Source organism: Gaoshiqia sediminis, from assembly GCF_025907915.1.
Classification (GTDB): Bacteria; Bacteroidota; Bacteroidia; order Bacteroidales; family Prolixibacteraceae; genus Gaoshiqia; species Gaoshiqia sediminis.
This window is the reverse complement of record NZ_JAPAAF010000034.1, coordinates 17,854-35,229: the sequence shown is the minus strand read 5'-3', so window position 1 is coordinate 35,229 and position 17,376 is coordinate 17,854. Positions and strand designations below refer to the sequence as shown.

The 17,376-nt window shown below is 46.3% G+C and carries 16 protein-coding genes; 5 read left to right on the top strand and 11 right to left on the bottom strand.

Going from position 1 to position 17,376, the window contains the following annotated elements:
• Positions 1-87 precede the first annotated feature (87 nt).
• From N2K84_RS16510 to N2K84_RS16500, 3 genes are read left to right on the top strand one after another with little or no spacing between them, the layout of a single operon-like run.
• The gene (locus tag N2K84_RS16510; protein WP_282592937.1) at positions 88-2,487 is read left to right on the top strand and encodes a penicillin-binding protein 1A; all 2,400 of its coding nucleotides are present in this window, start codon (positions 88-90) and stop codon (positions 2,485-2,487) included.
• Positions 2,488-2,528: 41 nt separating this feature from the next.
• A complete protein-coding gene (locus tag N2K84_RS16505; protein WP_282592936.1) occupies positions 2,529-4,307 on the top strand; it encodes a chloride channel protein in 1,779 nt (592 codons plus the stop codon).
• A 12-nt stretch (positions 4,308-4,319) separates the two neighbouring features.
• Positions 4,320-6,086 (top strand): chloride channel protein, encoded by a 1,767-nt coding sequence (locus N2K84_RS16500; RefSeq protein WP_282592935.1) that lies wholly within the window; start codon positions 4,320-4,322, stop codon positions 6,084-6,086.
• A gap of 59 nt (positions 6,087-6,145) precedes the next feature.
• Here the strand turns inward: N2K84_RS16500 and N2K84_RS16495 are convergent, their stop codons facing one another.
• Together N2K84_RS16495 and N2K84_RS16490 are read right to left on the bottom strand one after the other, a co-directional pair.
• Entirely contained in the window at positions 6,146-6,538 is a 393-nt protein-coding gene (locus N2K84_RS16495) for a hypothetical protein (protein ID WP_282592934.1), read from the bottom strand.
• 135 nt (positions 6,539-6,673) lie between these two features.
• A complete protein-coding gene (locus N2K84_RS16490) occupies positions 6,674-7,147 on the bottom strand; it encodes an aminoacyl-tRNA deacylase (protein ID WP_282592933.1) in 474 nt (157 codons plus the stop codon).
• Between the two features lie 397 nt (positions 7,148-7,544).
• On the opposite strand from N2K84_RS16490, the gene glyA reads away from it, so the two are divergent.
• Positions 7,545-8,825: a serine hydroxymethyltransferase gene (glyA, locus tag N2K84_RS16485; protein WP_282592932.1), complete on the top strand. Its 1,281-nt coding sequence runs from the start codon at positions 7,545-7,547 to the stop codon at positions 8,823-8,825.
• Positions 8,826-9,015: 190 nt separating this feature from the next.
• The gene (gene dinB, locus N2K84_RS16480; RefSeq protein ID WP_282592931.1) at positions 9,016-10,089 is read left to right on the top strand and encodes a DNA polymerase IV; all 1,074 of its coding nucleotides are present in this window, start codon (positions 9,016-9,018) and stop codon (positions 10,087-10,089) included.
• A gap of 66 nt (positions 10,090-10,155) precedes the next feature.
• On the opposite strand, the gene N2K84_RS16475 is transcribed toward dinB, so the two are convergent.
• Genes N2K84_RS16475 through N2K84_RS16435 form a run of 9 tightly spaced genes read right to left on the bottom strand, consistent with a single transcriptional unit; the run spans position 10,156 to position 17,326 of the window.
• Positions 10,156-11,850, bottom strand: coding sequence for an FAD-dependent oxidoreductase (locus tag N2K84_RS16475; protein WP_282592930.1), 1,695 nt, complete (start codon positions 11,848-11,850; stop codon positions 10,156-10,158).
• Positions 11,851-11,879: 29 nt separating this feature from the next.
• Positions 11,880-12,665, bottom strand: a complete 786-nt coding sequence (locus N2K84_RS16470; protein WP_282592929.1) for an MBL fold metallo-hydrolase — start codon at positions 12,663-12,665, stop codon at positions 11,880-11,882.
• Positions 12,640-13,092: an acyl-CoA thioesterase gene (locus N2K84_RS16465; RefSeq protein ID WP_282592928.1), complete on the bottom strand. Its 453-nt coding sequence runs from the start codon at positions 13,090-13,092 to the stop codon at positions 12,640-12,642. Before N2K84_RS16465 ends, N2K84_RS16470 begins: the two co-directional genes overlap by 26 nt.
• Positions 13,089-13,574, bottom strand: coding sequence for a tRNA (N6-threonylcarbamoyladenosine(37)-N6)-methyltransferase TrmO (gene tsaA, locus N2K84_RS16460; protein WP_282592927.1), 486 nt, complete (start codon positions 13,572-13,574; stop codon positions 13,089-13,091). Before tsaA ends, N2K84_RS16465 begins: the two co-directional genes overlap by 4 nt.
• A gap of 11 nt (positions 13,575-13,585) precedes the next feature.
• On the bottom strand, positions 13,586-14,401 hold the full coding sequence (locus tag N2K84_RS16455; RefSeq protein ID WP_282592926.1) for an Mrp/NBP35 family ATP-binding protein: 816 nt from the start codon (positions 14,399-14,401) through the stop codon (positions 13,586-13,588).
• Complete coding sequence (locus N2K84_RS16450; protein ID WP_282592925.1) at positions 14,379-15,263, bottom strand: nucleotide-binding protein; 885 nt, start codon at positions 15,261-15,263, stop codon at positions 14,379-14,381. Before N2K84_RS16450 ends, N2K84_RS16455 begins: the two co-directional genes overlap by 23 nt.
• Positions 15,260-16,114 (bottom strand): ATP-binding protein, encoded by an 855-nt coding sequence (locus N2K84_RS16445; protein WP_282592924.1) that lies wholly within the window; start codon positions 16,112-16,114, stop codon positions 15,260-15,262. Before N2K84_RS16445 ends, N2K84_RS16450 begins: the two co-directional genes overlap by 4 nt.
• Positions 16,111-16,980 (bottom strand): damage-control phosphatase ARMT1 family protein, encoded by an 870-nt coding sequence (locus tag N2K84_RS16440; RefSeq protein WP_282592923.1) that lies wholly within the window; start codon positions 16,978-16,980, stop codon positions 16,111-16,113. The genes N2K84_RS16445 and N2K84_RS16440 overlap by 4 nt, the downstream gene beginning before the upstream one ends.
• 10 nt (positions 16,981-16,990) lie before the next feature.
• The gene (locus N2K84_RS16435) at positions 16,991-17,326 is read right to left on the bottom strand and encodes a NifB/NifX family molybdenum-iron cluster-binding protein (protein WP_282592922.1); all 336 of its coding nucleotides are present in this window, start codon (positions 17,324-17,326) and stop codon (positions 16,991-16,993) included.
• Between the last annotated feature and the right edge of the window lie 50 nt (positions 17,327-17,376).

Here is a 17,376-nt window from a genome sequence, read left to right as displayed (position 1 = left end):
TTTTTTGAAAAGTTTTTGTTGCATTTGAAAATGTGCGCCCCGAATTCACGTTTTATTGCGTAGTTTTGAATGAAAATTTTTGATCACATGCCGCAGAAGAAGACGCCCGTAAAGCGAAGTACTACATCCAAGTCCAAACCTAAGACCAAGCGAAAAACGAAACGAAAAGCATCCTTAGCTCAGCGTGCTTTGTTATTATTTGTGAAGGTATTTGCTGCTGGTTTCATTTTGTTTGGACTCTTTTTTACTGCTGTTTATCTTGGTTTTTTGGGTTTTGTTCCCAGTACGGCCCAATTACACGATATCAAAAACCCACAGGCGTCGGAAGTATTTTCCTCCGATGGTAAGTTGTTGGGACGTTATTACGTGGAGAATCGCAGCAATGTGAGGTACGATGAGATTTCGCCCAACGTCATTCATGCCTTGGTGGCCACGGAAGATTCCCGTTTTTACGAGCATCGTGGAATTGATGAAGTAGCTTTGTTCCGGGTGCTGGTGAAATCAGTGCTCATGCAAAACCGGAGCGCAGGGGGAGGCAGTACCCTGAGCCAGCAAATTGCCAAGAACTTATTTCCCCGTAACGATTTGTGGGTGTTTTCCATGCCGGTGAATAAACTTCGCGAAGCGATCATTGCTTATCGTCTGGAGCGAATTTACACCAAAGAAGAAATTCTCACTTTATATCTGAACACGGTTCCGTTTGGGGAAAATATTTTTGGGATCGAAGTAGCATCGGAACGATTTTTCAGCAAGAGTCCTAAGGCGCTTACGGTTGACGAAGCCGCCGTGTTGGTGGGCATGTTGAAGGCAAACAATGCGTACAATCCGCGCTTGTATCCCGAACGTTCGAAAGAAAGACGAAATGTAGTGATCGGGCAGATGGTGAAAAATAATTTTCTGAGCCCCGATGAAGGGGAAGTTTTTCAGGCGAAATCACTAAAGCTTCGTTATCGCAGGATTTCGTACAACGAAGGGCCGGCTCCCTATTTTTTGGAGATGCTGAAACCAGAACTGTTGGAATGGTGCAGAGAACATCAGAAAGAAAATGGAGATGCTTATAACTTATATACCGACGGTTTGCGGATTACTACGACATTAAATTACGATTTCCAGTATTTTGCTCAACAATCGGTGAAAGAATACATGAAAAACCTGCAAGCTGTATTCGATTTCCACTGGAACAGTTCAGAGCCATGGTTGCGGCAACCAGCTATTTTGCAGCGCGCCATCAAACAAACCGAACGGTATAAGAAGATGGTCGCCGCGGGAAAAACAGAGGCGGAAATCCAGGAAGCTTTCAATAAAAAAATTGAAACTACTCTTTTTTCATGGGATGGCGACAAGCAGGTGCAAACCACGCCGATCGACTCGGTAAAACATTACCTAAGGCTACTCAACGCAGGTTTTGTGGCAGTTGAGCCGGCAACCGGCGAACTGAAAGCTTGGGTAGGCGGTATTGATTTTCGTTTTTTCAAATACGACCATGTTAGTGCAGCTCGGCAAGCCGGCTCCACCTTCAAGCCCTTTGTTTACCTGGCTGCCCTGGAAAACGGTATCAGCCCGTATGATTATTTTGCCAACGAGCGCAAAGTTTATGAGGAATACCAAGACTGGTCACCGCGAAATTCACACGAGCATTATGAAGGTTTTTATAGCATGGAAGGTGCTTTATCCCAGTCAATCAATACCGTTGCCGTAGATATGCTGATGCAGACAGGCATCGGCAAGGTAGTCAAAACTTCGCATGAACTAGGCATTACGAGCGATTTGCCTGAGTTTCCCTCGCTGGCGTTGGGGGTTGCTTCCGTCAGTTTAAAAGAAATGGTTTCGGCCTATGCTACGTTGGTAAACGGAGGTACACAAATTAAACCCCATTATTTGGTGGCCATCGAAGATAACCAGGGCAAGCTGTTGGCTCAATTTCAAAAGCCTGCCCCCTTGCGTACCAGCATGGATGAGGAGAATTGCCGGATTCTGGTGCACATGCTTGAATCGGTGATTGACGAAGGGACAGGAACCTCCATTCGTTCGGTGTACCGTATCCCTGGCGATTTTGCCGGAAAAACGGGCACTACCCAAGATCATTCAGACGGGTGGTTTATTGGGATGAGCCCGCGTTTGGTCGCTGGCTGCTGGGTGGGCGCCGATGACCCCGGCATCCATTTTCGCACCATCAAATACGGACAGGGCGCATACATGGCCTTGCCCATCGTAGGTAAATTTTTCAACAAAATGTACAACGACCCGCGCTACCGGAACTTGCAGCATGCTTCGTTTATTGATCCTTCTTCCGAAATATTGGCTGATCTGGACATACCACCATATCTCGAAATGCTTGAAAAAGAAAATATTGGCAACATCATTGAGCGTGTGTTTGCCCGAAAGAAGGATTCGGGACAGTTACAATCCCGGAGAACAGACAAGTCGCAACCCGAAAAGAAAAAAGTTTGGGAATCCATCAAAGATATATTCAAAAAGAAAAAATAGATTCTTAACTTTTCCTTGGCGAATAACTAATTTTGTACTGTATGCAAAAACGCCTGCCCATCTTTGTGCGGTTTCACCGTTGGCGTTTACGGAATCTGAGCGAACGCAATTTTATCGTGGTGTTGAGTGTGGCCATTGGGGTCATGGTTGGCATCGCTGCAACTGTCATTAAAAACACGGTTTGGTTTATCCAACGCCTGATTAACAGGGCTATTAACCCGGAAGACTATAATTCGTTATACGTGGTTTTGCCTTTTGTCGGGATTTTCCTGACGGTATTGTTTGTCAAATTTGTAATCCGAAAACCGGTGAGGCCGGGTATTCCTAATGTTTTGCACAGCATTTCGAAGCGGCGTGGCGAATTGAGCAAACACAATCTGTTTTCGTCGATTGTTGCCAGCGCCATTACAGTTGGTTTTGGGGGTTCGGTAGGGTTGGAAGGCCCAACTGTGGTGACCGGGGCCGCTTATGGTTCCTGGCTGTCAAAATTTTTCAGGTTGAATTACCGCTATACAATCCTGATGCTGGCTTGTGCAGCGGCGGCGGCCATGGCTGCCATTTTTAAAGCGCCGATTGCTGCTATCGTATTTGCCGTGGAAGTGATAATGATTGAGCTGACAACCTTTTCGCTCGTGCCATTGTTGCTGGCTTCGTCGTCGGCGGTAGTCACCTCGTATTTTTTCATGGGGCACGATGTTCTTTACCCGTTCAAGGTTGAAAGTACATTTGAAATTGCAGATTTGCCGTACTATATTTTGTTGGGCATTGTGGCTGGCTTGATTTCGGCTTATTTCACAAAAATATACATCTTCATTTCGGATCTGTTTGAACGGATGACCAGTTTATGGAACCGTTTGCTGATTGGCGGATTACTGCTGGGCGCATTGATCTTCTTGTTTCCGGCGCTTTTCGGCGAGGGATACGAATCAATAAATTCCTGTCTGAAAGGTGATGTTGGCTACTTGTTCGAAAAATCAATTTTCTTTCAGTGGAAAGAAAGTATGTTGATTACATTTGCCATCTTAATTGCCATTATTTTACTGAAGGTGGCTGCTACGGCCATAACATTCGGCGGTGGAGGAGTAGGGGGCATTTTTGCACCAACTTTGTTTATCGGCGTAAACACGGGAATGTTGTTTGCTCTGGTGGTTGATAAAATTGGGATTCAGCAGATTGATAAAAACAACTTTGCGCTCATCGGAATGTCAGGACTTATTGCGGGCGTATTGCAGGCTCCTTTGACGGGCATTTTCCTTATTGCTGATATTTCGGGCGGTTACCAGCTGTTTGTTCCGCTGATGATTACGGCAACCTTCTCGTACCTCACAGTGAAGGCCTTTGCACCTAACTCGGTGTACCACTTTCAGCTGGCCCAACGCAGGGAACTGATGACACACGATAAAGACAAAAATGTGATGCAAATGATGGAGGTGAGCAAACTGGTTGAAACTGATTTTGTGACCTTGCATCCAGAAGCAAGTCTGCGGGATTTGACAAATGCCATTTCAACCGCCCACCGGAACCTTTTTCCCATTGTGGATGAAAACGGGTATTTGAAAGGAATGGTGAAAATGGACGACATCCGGCACCTGATTTTTAAACAAGAATTGTACGATAAAGTCCGGGTGCGCGATTTGATGTACCATCCGGAGCATTACATCAGTACGGATGACTCGATGGAGCAGGTGGTTGAGAAATTTGAAAGCAGCGGTCGTTACAATATTGCGGTTATCGACAATGGTAAATACATTGGGTTTATATCACGGGCAAGAGTGTTTTCATCTTACCGGAAAACTATGAGTGATTTTTCGCATGAATAAGAATATATAGAAATGGCAGAAATTAGAAAGAAGGTTATTTCCCTGTTTATGCGCTTTGCGGGGGATCGGAAAATTTATTGGCTCAGTTTGGCAATTGGGATTATCAGCGGCATTGCAGCTCTAATTCTAAAAAATTTGGTTCACTTCATTGGCGAAACCTTAGTGGGAAATCTGAATATTACAAGCGAGAATGTTTTATTTTTTGCATTCCCGGTAACCGGTATTGTGATTACAGTTTTGATTGTCAAACACTTTATTAAAGACGATTTGGGACATGGCGTTTCAAAGGTATTGGCGTCAATCAGTCAAAACAAAGCCTTGCTAAAAGTGCATCATACGTTTTCGAGCATCATTACCAGTAGTTTTACTATTGGATTTGGCGGTTCGGTAGGGGCCGAGGCGCCGGTGGTGCTTACCGGCTCGGCAATTGGTTCAAATGTGGGGCGGTTTTTTAAGCTCAATCATGCTGATACCATGTTGTTGCTCGGGTGTGGGGCAACGGGGGCAATCGCCGGTATTTTTAAAGCGCCGCTGGCCGGGATCATTTTTACACTGGAAGTGCTGATGCTCGATCTGACAATGGCCTCGTTGATCCCTTTGCTTATTTCTGGCATTTCGGCTGCTGTTTTGGCATACTATTTTATGGGTGATGCCGTCATGTTTAAATTTGAACTCATTCATGGATTCGACGCGTCCAATGTGCCCTTTTACCTGATATTGGGAATTTTCTCTGGCTTCGTGTCGCTTTATTTTACACGCATGACCATGTATATGGAATTTAAATTTAAAAGCATCCGGAAACAATACCTAAAAATCATTTACGGAGGGCTGATCCTGGGGCTGCTGATTTTCATATTTCCACCACTTTGGGGTGAAGGTTATCAATCTGTTAATAAGGTGTTTAATGATATGGGGGCCAATTTGCTCGATAACTCCTTGTTTTACGGTTTTAAGGACAATCCTTGGTTTATTGTTGTTTTTTTGTTGATGCTGATCTTCTTTAAAGTGATTGCTATGACTGCTACAACGGCAAGTGGCGGGGTAGGAGGGATTTTTGCGCCAACCCTGTTTGTAGGGGCCATTGGCGGGTATTTTGTGGCCAGCTTTGCCAATCTGGCGCTTGGGCTTAATCTTCCGCTCGACAATTTTGCGCTGGCAGGTATGGGTGCCATGATGGCTGGTGTGATGCATGCGCCGCTGCTGGGCATCTTCCTGACAGCCGAAATTACGGGTGGTTATCAGCTTTTTTTTCCGCTGATTATTTCAGCAACGGCGTCGTATCTGACGATTATGCGTTTTGAGCCGCATTCAATTTATACCAAACGGCTGGCACTTAAGGGTGAACTGATTACCCACCATAAAGACAAAGCCGTTTTGCATTTTATGGAAGTGGCCGAGTTGATTGAAACCGATTTTGAAGTGGTTTCGCCCGATGCCACACTGGGTGATCTGACCAAAATTATTGCCCGCTCCAAACGAAACCTGTTTCCGGTTGTGGAAGAGGATGGAACACTTCGTGGAATGGTGAAAATGGATGATATCCGCGAGATAATTTTCAACCATGAATTATATGATACGGTTCATGTCCGTGATATTATGTATATGCCAGAGCATTATATTTCACCGCGCGATTCGATGCACGTGGTGGCAGCCAAATTCGAAAGCAGTGGACGCTTTAACCTGGCTGTTATTGACAAAGGGAAATATATCGGTTTCATTTCCAGGGCGAGGGTATTTTCGAATTACCGGAACAAGGTACGCACGCTCTCGCATGATTGAAAGGCACCTGATAATTTCACCGGTAAAATGAACAAGCTCTCGGGTAATCCGGGAGTTTTTTAGTTGAACGACTTCAGGTAAACCGTATAAATGCCAATAAAAATCAGCGTGAAAACGGTATTGGTACTCGAAACGGCGTTTGCTCCAATCCGGATCAAGGGGATGGACCAAATTGCCAATTGGGCAGCAGTGTAAAAGAAATAGCCTGTTTTTTGCCACTTCCACATTTTTAGCACGCCAACAAGCGACAACAGATACAATGCTCCAAAAATAAGCAGGTACAACGGATGTATCAGCTGGCTGTTTTGCAGATCGGTGAATTTTTGTATGAATGTTCTGGCCGGATCAAAAAAGGCGGCTGTCCCCAAATAGGCAAACATGGCCAAGCTGCTTCCGAGTGCGCTTAAGGCGAGTGCGGATGTGAGTAACAGAGGGCGTTCTTTAAATGTCATTTAAAAACTATTCTATGCGGATTTACAATCATTTGATGCTCTATGAGTTTTCAAATTTCATGTAAAAAAAAGAAACCTCCAACAAAGCGAGGTTTCTTTTCCTGTAAATTGAATGTTTTTTTTCCTGCCGTCAGCTCAAGCCGTCCGGGCATTTGAGAACTGGAGAACCACGGGTTGTACCAACCGTTCAAAATCGGCATAAGCCATGCGGATCAGTTCGACATGAGTACCGGCGTTGAAAGCAATTTCTTCATCGTCGGCCAGGCTTTCGGCCACATATACTTCCATATCGTACAAATTTCCAAATGGTGGCATCGCGCCGATTTCGCAATCAGGGAACAAGTGCTTAAATTCCAATTCGTTGGCTATTTCAACTTTTTTGGCTCCGGTAGTTTCCTTCAGCAGTTTCAAGTTGATCAGGTACGAAGCCGGCAGAACGGCCATCGCCATACGTCCGTCAATTTTTACCATGACGGTTTTGGCCAGTTCTTTTCCGGGAATGTGGGTGGTGGCAGCGATTCTCTGGGCATTGTAAGCCAGCGAGTGACGAATGGTGATGTACTCGATGTTATTTTTGTCCAGATACTCTTTAAGTTTTTTGATGGGCATGGTGTCAGGTTTAAAACCGTTAATTTAATAGATGTTGCAGATACATCGCGCATAGACCATTAACCGTTTTAATTGTCAGGCACCCGCAATGCCGGAAAGCCCAACGGCAAAATGGTTGAGAGTACGAGATTAGCAGATTACATATAACAATACGAACTTTGGGCGCTGAAAGTTTGATTTGTTGTTACACCGAATGGTCCTGAGAAGCAAGAAATGTTTTCATGCGGTCCTGACGTTCATAAAAAATAGCATTTTGTTGATTTCTATTCGTTTCGCCCACACCAAAAAATCTTACCTTTGCGGTTTCACTTTTAAAATAGTTTTCAACGATTGTATTCCGGGTTCCTGCTTGGAACCATGTGGTTATTGTAACTTCAAAAATTTGAAAATATATCAGATGAAAAGAGATCAACTTGTATTTGACATTATTGAAAAAGAACGCCAGCGCCAGCTTAGCGGAATTGAGCTGATTGCTTCGGAAAACTTTGTCAGCGACCAGGTGATGGAAGCAATGGGGTCGGTAATGACCAACAAATATGCCGAAGGTTATCCTGGTAAACGCTATTATGGCGGATGCCAGTGTGTTGACCAAACCGAGCAGTTGGCCATCGACCGTTTGAAAGAGCTTTTTGGCGCTGAATATGCCAACGTGCAACCCCACTCGGGCGCTCAGGCAAACGCTGCCGTATTGAGCGTCATCCTGAACCCGGGCGATAAATTCCTGGGGCTCGACTTGTCGCATGGCGGTCACCTTTCTCATGGTTCACCGGTAAACTCTTCCGGCATTCTTTACCAACCCATTGCTTATCATGTGAAGGAAGAGACCGGCCTGGTTGACTATGATGAAATGGAAGCCTTGGCCAAGGAACACAAGCCCAAGCTGATTATTGGCGGCGCCTCGGCTTATTCGCGTGAATGGGACTATGCCCGGATGCGTAAAATTGCTGACGAGGTTGGCGCTATGCTGATGATCGATATGGCCCACCCGGCTGGATTGATTGCTGCCGGCCTGCTCGAAAACCCGGTGAAATATGCTCACGTGGTTACTTCAACTACCCACAAAACCCTTCGCGGGCCCCGTGGCGGTATCATCCTGATGGGCAAAGATTTTGAGAACCCCTTCGGTTTTAAAACACCAAAGGGTGAAACCAAAATGATGTCGGCTGTGCTGGATTTTGCCGTTTTCCCCGGACAGCAAGGTGGTCCGTTGGAACACGTGATTGCCTCCAAAGCAGTAGCTTTTGGCGAAGCGCTTGATCCTTCCTATAAAGTATATCAAACTCAGGTTCAAAAGAATGCTGCCGTGATGGCCCAGGCTTTTGTGGATAAAGGCTACAAGGTGATTTCAGGCGGGACGGACAATCACAGCATGTTGATTGATCTGCGGACTAAATTCCCTGAATTGACAGGTAAAACTGCCGAAAATGCACTGGTGAAAGCTGATATCACCATCAACAAAAACATGGTGCCATTTGACAGTCGTTCGCCATTCACGACTTCCGGTTTGCGTGTGGGAACTCCCGCCGTTACAACCCGTGGCCTGAAAGAAGACCAGATGGGGATTATCGTTGATCTGATCGACGAAGTATTGTCGGACGTAGAAAACGAAGAAGTAATTACTTCCGTTCGCAAAAGGGTAAATGCCATGATGAAGGATCTTCCTTTATTTGCCTGGTAAACCCGCTTAGATATGATATGAATGAAAGCACCTGAATTTCGGGTGCTTTTTTTATGTCCAGGGTTGTGTTTTGTAGCTGGTGCAGAGTTGATTGTACCAGTTTGATCCGGATTTCGTAAACGTATCTGTTTGCAACGCAACTGAATCAAGTCCGTGTGCCTGTTTTGAATTTCTATTTTTGCCTTGATCTATGTATACGTCAGTACGAAAAATTATACACGTGGATATGGATGCATTTTTTGCATCGGTGGAGCAGCGCGACAACCCGGCCTTGCGCGGAAAGCCTGTCGTTGTTGGAGGCGACCACCTGCGCGGGGTTGTCGCGGCGGCCAGTTACGAAGCCCGAAAATTTGGGGTGAGTTCGGCCATGGCGTCGGTAGTGGCCAAGCGAAAATGCCCCAATCTGATCTTTGTCCGCGGAAACTTTGAAAAATACAAAGCTGTCAGTCGTCAAATCCGGGAGATTTTCTTTGAATATACAGACCTGGTGGAACCATTATCGCTCGACGAGGCTTTCCTGGACGTAACGTTTGCCAAAAAAGGAAAACCATCAGCCACACTGATTGCCAAAGAAATTAAGAAACGTATCAAGGAAACGACCGGGCTGACCGCTTCGGCAGGGGTGTCGTACTGCAAGTTTTTGGCCAAGGTGGCCTCGGATGTGAACAAACCGGATGGAATATTTGTCATTACGCCCGACCAGGCCGAAGCTTTTCTGGATAAACTGGAGGTGAGAAAATTTTTTGGCATCGGGCGGGTAACGGCAGAGAAGCTCAATAAGCAGGGAATTTACATGGGTGCAGACCTGAAAAAGCTGACGCTGGCCGAGCTGGTGCACCAATTTGGTAAATCGGGAATTTACTACTACCAAATTGTTCGCGGGATTGACGATCGCCAGGTGGAGCCAGAACGCGAGAGAAAATCGCTGGGGGCAGAGAACACTTTCAGCGAAGACTATCAGCAACTGGAGGTGTTGGAAGAGCGCATGCAGGAAATTGAGGACGAGCTTTGGCGCCGGCTCCAGCGTGCTCAAACTTTCGGGCGAACACTCACCTTGAAAATTAAGTTTGCCGACTTTGAGCAGATTACCCGCAGCAAAACGTTGACAGATACTTTTACGCAAAGGGAACTGTTGCACCAAACTGCACTTGAACTGCTAGGGCACGAAGCGCCGTTTGTTAAGGGCGTACGCCTGTTGGGGCTGACTGTTTCCAATTTTCCGCATCTCGGCTCCGGGCCGGTGCAGTTGACCCTCGATTTTTAAGAATGCAACGTCGTCAATAGTAGAAAACAACAGAGGACACCTTGTTCGGATGTCCTCTGCCTGATGCTATTTTTCCTTATCGAATGGCCAGGCAGCAATGCCCCCTTCCATCACTTTGACGTTGGTATATCCGTGAGCTTTTAAAAGCATAGCCGCCTCATAGCCACGTAGCGAAATCTTGCAATAGGTTATAATTTCCTGGCTTTTATCTGTCGGAAGTTCATTCATTCGTTTCCGAAGCATTCCCACCGGAATGAGGGTTTCTCCAATGCCGAGGCGTGTTTCTTCATACTCATCAGCCCCGCGGGTGTCGAGGATGAACAAATCTTCGCCGCGATCCACCTTTTGTTTTACTTCGAGCGCCGAAATTCCTTCAAACAAACCGTGCATTTTATTTTGAAGAATATGTGCTGTGGCAATACTGTGGTCGATAGCTAATGAGAAGGGTGGGGCATAAGGCAGGTCGGCATTTACCATATCGTCAACCGTGAGACCGCCTTTGATGGCTGTTGCCCAGATAGCCAATTGTTTGCTTACATCGCCCGGGCCCACACATTGGGCGCCAAGTATGGTGCCGGTTTCCGTTTCGGCGATCAGTTTTGTGACCAGTAATTTACCGTCCATAAAACCGGGCTTGTCGGGGCTGGCATTGATCACTTTCACGAAGTCAATTCCTGCTGCGAGTGCTTTTTCTTCGGAAAGCCCGGTGATACCAACGCCGTATTCAAACAACTTGCAGACACCGGTTTGGATGGTTCCCGGGAAAGTAGCCACATTTCCCCGGATGCAGTTTTCGCCGGCAACGCGGCCTTCCAGGTTGGCTAAGTCGCCGTATGGAGCCAGTACTTTTTGACCGGTAATCAGGTTAGTAATTTCGCAGCAGTCGCCAGCAGCATAAATATCCGGATCGCTGGTTTGCATGTGTTCATTCACTGAAATACCACCGAGGGAACCAATCTCGATTCCCGCTTCGCGTGCCAGGGCCACATTTGGACGCACACCGATTGCTACCACTGCCAGTTCGCACGGTATTTCAGTGCCGTTTTGCAGTTTAACGGCAACCAGCTTTCCGTTCTCTCCGATAAACTCAGCTACTCCGTTTTTGGTGATTACGTTGGCTTTCGTTTTCAGGTAATTTTCTACCAATTTGGCCAATTTCCAATCCAGGAAAGTAAGTAGTTGGGGCAGCAGTTCAATCATGGTGAGTTCAATACCCGAAAGTTGTAACGCCTCGAGTGTTTCAATGCCAATTAAGCCGCCACCAATGACAACAGCTTTCTTAATCTTACCTTCGTCGCGTATTTTCCGAAGATAGTCAGCATCCTGCATCGACTGCAATGTAGAAATACCATCGAGCTCAATTCCCTTAATTGGCGGCCTGTTCGCAGTGGCTCCGGTAGCGATCACCAATTTGTCATAGGTTTGTACTCCAGTTTCGCCTGTAATCAGGTCTTTGTATTCCACAGTTTTTTTTCGCCGATCGATACGGGTGATTTCGGTATTTATCCGGGCCACAATCCCCTTGGCATTCCAGTAAAATTTGGGGTCGCGGACCACTCCCGTCGGGGTGCACAACAGCTTGTTCCGATCGTCGAAAAAGCCACCCACAAAATAAGGAAATCCGCAGGAGGCCATGGAAAGGTCCGGTCCTTTCTGGAACATGGTAATTTCGGCAAATTCATCCATTCTTCGGGCACGTGCAGCAGCTTTTGGTCCTGCTGCCGAACCGCCAATTACGATTATTTTTTTTTGATTTTCCATGATATTGAATTGATTATTGTTCATTTGGATTAGAACCGAATTTGTTGTCCGGTTTTTAGCTGGGCTGTGTTGAATTTTAGATGAAAAGCAGCAAGCGCCGGAAGTTCGGTACAATGTGACGGAATAATCCTGTTCACTTTTTCCTGTTCAAAATACCGGATGGTTTTCCCGGTTTGTTCGTTGTTGTGTTTCAGGTGAAAACCGCCGATCACAGTATCAATGGCATTGATGCCCGTTACCTGTTTGGCGTATTCGCATATGTTGCAAATGCCTGAATGGGAGCAACCTGAGATCACCACAAGCTGGTCGTTTACAATCAACGCCAGGGCCGAATCATCCGGAACGAAATCATCGTTCCCGTTTTCATCGCAAAAACTGGTGGTTTGCGATTCAAAATTGTTTTTTCGGGGGATTTCGCCCAAAAAGAAAAGGTGTTTGGAGATCTGGAAAGGCTTGGCTGTAGTGTGCAAATCAAATTTTTTGCTGAGCGTATCGTGATCCAACGATAAGCCAACTGGAGTTCCATCGGTTTTTCGGAAGCGTTTCATGAAAGCAGCCGGATGGGTTAGAAGTGGCTTTTTTTCAATAAAACGAAGTCCATCGCCGTGGTCCCAATGGCCGTGGCTCAGTACAATTTGGTCAACCGATTTTTGCAAGTCGATATTCATTTTCGAAGCATTGCGCAGAAAAACATCGCTGGATCCCGTGTCAAATAAAATCGTGTGCCCGTCCATCTCAATTAAGTACGAAAGGCCGTGCTCGGCCAAAAAGCGGCCGCCCGCTGTGTTTTCAGTTAATACAGTTAGTTTCGGCATATTGCTTGGTTAAATGATTTTCAAGAGCCTGAATGACAAAATCCGGCACCCGCATGGGTTTCCGGGAATGGCTGTCAACAAAAACAACCGACGATTCGGCTGTGCAGATGCGTTCGCCGGTTTCGTTACGGATTTCAAAATGAAATGAAAAGCGCGTGGAAGGCATTTCTGAAATAGTGGTTTTGATGGACAGCAATTCGTCGTAACAGGCTGGTTTTAAATAGCGCAGATTCATGCTAATCACCGGTAACATGATATTATGGCTTTCCAGGGTGTTGTCGTCAATCCCAAATTGCCGCAGTAATTCTGTGCGTGCCTGATGACAATAGCTGACGTAGTTGGCATGGTAAACATAGCCCATGCGGTCAACTTCGCCATAACGCGGGCGCAGTTTAAAGATCCCCACAATCTGATTGTTTTCGTTCATTTTAAAAATCTTCCGTCGTCTTTGGTCGTTGTATGTTTATGGGCATTGTTTTCCAGCCAGCCGGTTTTTTCGATGGTTACCGCATCAAACTGTGGAACGTAAGGCTTTATATCGAGTAGCGGAGTACTGTCCACAATATCCACGCCTTCAATAAAAATCAGGTTTCCCCTGATTTCGGTAATTCGTACAATGGAAAAACCAATCGGATTGGGCCGGGCCGGGCTTCGGGTTGCAAATACCCCGTGTTCACAGTCGTCCATAAAAGGTTTCACCGTCAGCATGGGTTTTTCGATGAGATGAAAATGGTACAGCAAAATCACATGCGAGAAACCATCCAGATCTGCCAGCCCTTCGATATACTCAGGGAAAATTTCAATTTCACCTGGTGAGTTTTTAGCACCGGAAAACTGAATGGGTGTCCCTTCCGGTTTTTTGTTGGTAGAATGAATGATCCCGATAGGGGTGTAGGTGATCGGTTCCATAAAAAGTACGATTAAACATGAGTTACTAACAATTGACTTACTTGTTGGGCCAACTGTTGAAATTGATCTCCGATAAGATGGTCCGCAGAGGAGAATATGGTTTTTCCACTGTCACTCAGTTCGCAAACATCGGCTACGAGCGGGATCTTCGCAAGTAGAGGGACACCGAGTTGGTGTGCCAGTTTTTCGCCACCCCCCTGGCCAAAAAGATAATACTTTTCATCGGGATGTTGCGTTGGGGTGAAGTACGACATGTTTTCGACCACGCCCAGTACGGGAACTTGGATCAGTGGGGTGTGGAACATGTCGGCGGCTTTTTGGGCGTCTGCCAGGGCAATGTGCTGGGGTGTGGTTACCAGGATGGCCCCGGTCAGGTTTAATTTCTGAATCGTTGTAAGCTGAATGTCGCCGGTTCCGGGAGGGAAATCGATAATCAGGAAATCGGTTTCGCCCCATTGGGTGGTTGACAAGAGCTGGACAAGCCCTGCAGTGGCTGCCGGTCCGCGCCAAATAAGCGATTTTTTGGACAGGATGAAAAATCCGATGGACATGATTTTGACTCCGTACTTCTCAATTGGGATGATCTGTTCATGTTCTCCTTCCTTTATTACTTCCGGTTTTTGATCCTGAAGGCCAAAGAAGATTGGCGCCGAAGGGCCGTACAGGTCGGCGTCAAACAAGGCTGTTTTATAACCTTCACGGGCCAATGCCACGGCCAGGTTGGCAGATACGGTCGATTTTCCGACTCCACCTTTACCGGATGCAACGACGATAACGTTTTTCACACCAGGCATGGCTATTTTTTCAAATGGATCTTGTGGTTTCATGACAAATGAGTTTATTCCAAATTAATTTTATTTCGTTGCTAATATCAGAATCGGGGGCCCAGTCAATGATGCTTTGGCAGTTTACCATAGCATCCACAATCGACCTGTCAAACGGGATTTTTCCAATTACCGGAATTTTCATGTACTGGCACCATTTTTCCAGTTCATCACTGATGCGGGTATTCAGGTCGTATTTATTAATCACCACGCTGGAGTGGATCCGAAATTGCCCGGCCAGCTCGACGATGCGTTTTAAATCGTGCATGCCGGACTGGGTTGGCTCGGTAACCAGTACCACTTCATCGGCACCCGTCATGCTGGAAATAGCCGGGCACCCAATACCGGGAGGCCCGTCAATCAGGATCAGTTCGGCTCCGATTTCATTGGCCGCCTCACGGGCCTGTTCGCGCACAATATTGACCAGCTTGCCCGAGTTGTCTTCGCCCGGAGCTAAGCGCGCGTGGATCATTTTCCCATTCGTGATGTCGCCGGCATACCAGCGGCTTTTGTCATGCTCAACCATATTGATGGCCTTTGCCGGGCATACTCTTTCACATAACTGGCACCCGTCACAGGCCGTTTCGGAAATCAGATACTTTCCGTTTTCCAGGCGGATGGCATCAAAACGGCAGTAATCCATGCAGGTTCCGCAATCGGTGCATTTGTCATAATCGATCACCGCCTTTTGCCCTGAAACGTAAACTTCTTCCCGGTAGTTTTCGGGATGAAGGACAATATGCAGGTTGGCGGCATCTACATCGCAATCGGCTACAATAATTTTAGAGGCCAATGTGGCCAGTGCCGCGCTGAGACTTGATTTTCCGGTTCCCCCTTTTCCGCTTAAAACGACAATTTCTTTCATGATGCCTTCTTTTCTAATGTTTTATACAATTGGACAAACAGCTCACGATATTCATCGAGTGAATCGGTAATCAATACCCCTTCGGAATAGCTTGCCGCAATTTTTCGGTCGAAAGGAATTTCTGCCAGCAGTTGAATTTTGTTTTCAGCTAAATATTCCTGTACGGCATTGTTGCCCAGACCTGCCCGATTGATGACTACGCCAAACGGCTTTTTTAACTCCTGAAGTGTTTCTACCGACAATTTCAGGTCGTTTAGTCCAAAGGGAGTGGGTTCGGTAACCAATACCACGTAATCGGCCTGTTCAACTGTGGCGATAAAGGGGCAGGAGGTGCCGGGAGGTGCGTCTAAAATGGCAAAATGCCCGTTTCCGGCATCTTTGATGGCTTCGCGGATTAAAGGCACCGACGAATAAACGCCAACCTCTATGCGGCTTTCATACAGCGATGAGCGCTCATCAACTTCAAATTTCGTGATGGCGCCAATCATTTTTTCTTTTTCGGTGATGGCACCGTACTGGCAGGCGTACAGACAGGCGCCGCAATCGTGACAAAGATCTTCAACTACTTGAATGTGTTTGATTTCAGGTAAAACCAGTATGGCATTGTAGTGGCAATATTCCTGACACTTCCCGCAATAGGTGCATTTATCGGTATCGATGACCGGAATGTTTTGGGTGACCAGTTGTTCATCGATGAGATTCCCGTTGATAAATTGTTGGTCATTGGGTTCTTCCGAGTCACAATCAATCAGGATTACCGGTTTGCCGGCTTTTCGGACGATCTGAAACAGGTTGGTTGAAACCAGCGTTTTCCCGGTTCCGCCTTTTCCGCTTGCAATGGCTATTTTCATGCTGTCTTTCTTGTGTTATTTGTGTTGTGCTTCACCACAAAACTGCCTTTTGAAACTCCGAGCCGTTCGGCAATCACATCGCATTTTACCATGAGCAGGAAAAACAGGTTATTGGCCGGGTGGTCAAGCAATCCTTCCAGGTTTCCTTGTCCTTTGGAAATGATGACATCGGCTGTGTTGAATACTTCTCTGAATTCCCCGGAGCAATGTTCCAAAATGGTTGACGGGGCATCGAAGCCGTTCGAAATAACAGGCACCAGTTTGTCCATTCCAACATAGGTTGCATCTTCCAGGGTAACATCATTGATGATGGGCGCCCCGCGCACGGCATAAACCAGATTGGGATGATTGATTGTTTCAATAAACAATTTGTCGAATACCACCTCCCCATTATTATCGCCCAGGTACAAAACGGTATTTGCCTGGCTTAATGCTGCTTTCAACTCTTGGGAGTGGTCAATTCCGAAGTCGGAACTAAGCACAAAATCGATTGTTTCATTCAGGTTGTATTGGTCATTCACGGCAAAATCGATAATGTTGCCTGCGATAGCTAATCTAAGCGCCATGTCAAACGGGTCGGTGGCTGCTTCAACTTTTTTCTTGAGCGTTTGATACATCGAAAGTACCAGATCATTGCTTTGCTTTTTCCCGTGCAGATACGGATCGGACTGGCCGGTATATTTCTTCAGCCGGATGTGCAATTCCCTTGAAAATTGAGGTGTTGAAAGCGTTTTACTTCCTTCGAGATATAGTTTCATCATCTCACCGGTAAAATGGTTTGCCTCTTCGGTTGTCAACTGCTCTTTTTTCAGCAATCGCTCAAAAGCTCGGTTAAAACAAAAAAAGCAGCGGTAGTCAAAACCCATAATACGTTGTTTAATGGTCGCAGGCGTTTGCACCGGAAACCAAGGAGTTTGTCAGCCAGTCTTCAACTAATTCAGCGGGTTGTTTAGGTTGTGCACCAACCGTCACCTGGATGTTTTGCCCATTAAACAGGTTGATCGCTTTTTGGCCAATTCCGCCGGCAATAACGTGGGTTACTCCATGTTCGCTGAGCCACTGGGGCAACAGTCCTGGTTCGTGCGGGGGTGGGGTAACCAAATTTTGTACAGTTATTTTTCCATCCATTGTTTCGATGATGGCAAATTGCTGGCAGTGACCAAAGTGCGAACATAAACGTCCGTTTTCTAAAGGAATAGCAAATTTCTTCATGTGTTTTTCAATTTTTCTGTTTTGGAATTTTAAAAATTAGTCGGCAACAC

Coding starts and splice junctions, on each gene's coding strand:
- N2K84_RS16510 (WP_282592937.1), top strand. CDS start 88: ATGCCGCAGAAGAAGACGCCCGTAAAGCGAAGTACTACATCCAAGTCC.
- N2K84_RS16505 (WP_282592936.1), top strand. CDS start 2,529: ATGCAAAAACGCCTGCCCATCTTTGTGCGGTTTCACCGTTGGCGTTTA.
- N2K84_RS16500 (WP_282592935.1), top strand. CDS start 4,320: ATGGCAGAAATTAGAAAGAAGGTTATTTCCCTGTTTATGCGCTTTGCG.
- N2K84_RS16495 (WP_282592934.1), bottom strand. CDS start 6,538: ATGACATTTAAAGAACGCCCTCTGTTACTCACATCCGCACTCGCCTTA.
- N2K84_RS16490 (WP_282592933.1), bottom strand. CDS start 7,147: ATGCCCATCAAAAAACTTAAAGAGTATCTGGACAAAAATAACATCGAG.
- glyA (WP_282592932.1), top strand. CDS start 7,545: ATGAAAAGAGATCAACTTGTATTTGACATTATTGAAAAAGAACGCCAG.
- dinB (WP_282592931.1), top strand. CDS start 9,016: ATGTATACGTCAGTACGAAAAATTATACACGTGGATATGGATGCATTT.
- N2K84_RS16475 (WP_282592930.1), bottom strand. CDS start 11,850: ATGGAAAATCAAAAAAAAATAATCGTAATTGGCGGTTCGGCAGCAGGA.
- N2K84_RS16470 (WP_282592929.1), bottom strand. CDS start 12,665: ATGCCGAAACTAACTGTATTAACTGAAAACACAGCGGGCGGCCGCTTT.
- N2K84_RS16465 (WP_282592928.1), bottom strand. CDS start 13,092: ATGAACGAAAACAATCAGATTGTGGGGATCTTTAAACTGCGCCCGCGT.
- tsaA (WP_282592927.1), bottom strand. CDS start 13,574: ATGGAACCGATCACCTACACCCCTATCGGGATCATTCATTCTACCAAC.
- N2K84_RS16455 (WP_282592926.1), bottom strand. CDS start 14,401: ATGAAACCACAAGATCCATTTGAAAAAATAGCCATGCCTGGTGTGAAA.
- N2K84_RS16450 (WP_282592925.1), bottom strand. CDS start 15,263: ATGAAAGAAATTGTCGTTTTAAGCGGAAAAGGGGGAACCGGAAAATCA.
- N2K84_RS16445 (WP_282592924.1), bottom strand. CDS start 16,114: ATGAAAATAGCCATTGCAAGCGGAAAAGGCGGAACCGGGAAAACGCTG.
- N2K84_RS16440 (WP_282592923.1), bottom strand. CDS start 16,980: ATGGGTTTTGACTACCGCTGCTTTTTTTGTTTTAACCGAGCTTTTGAG.
- N2K84_RS16435 (WP_282592922.1), bottom strand. CDS start 17,326: ATGAAGAAATTTGCTATTCCTTTAGAAAACGGACGTTTATGTTCGCAC.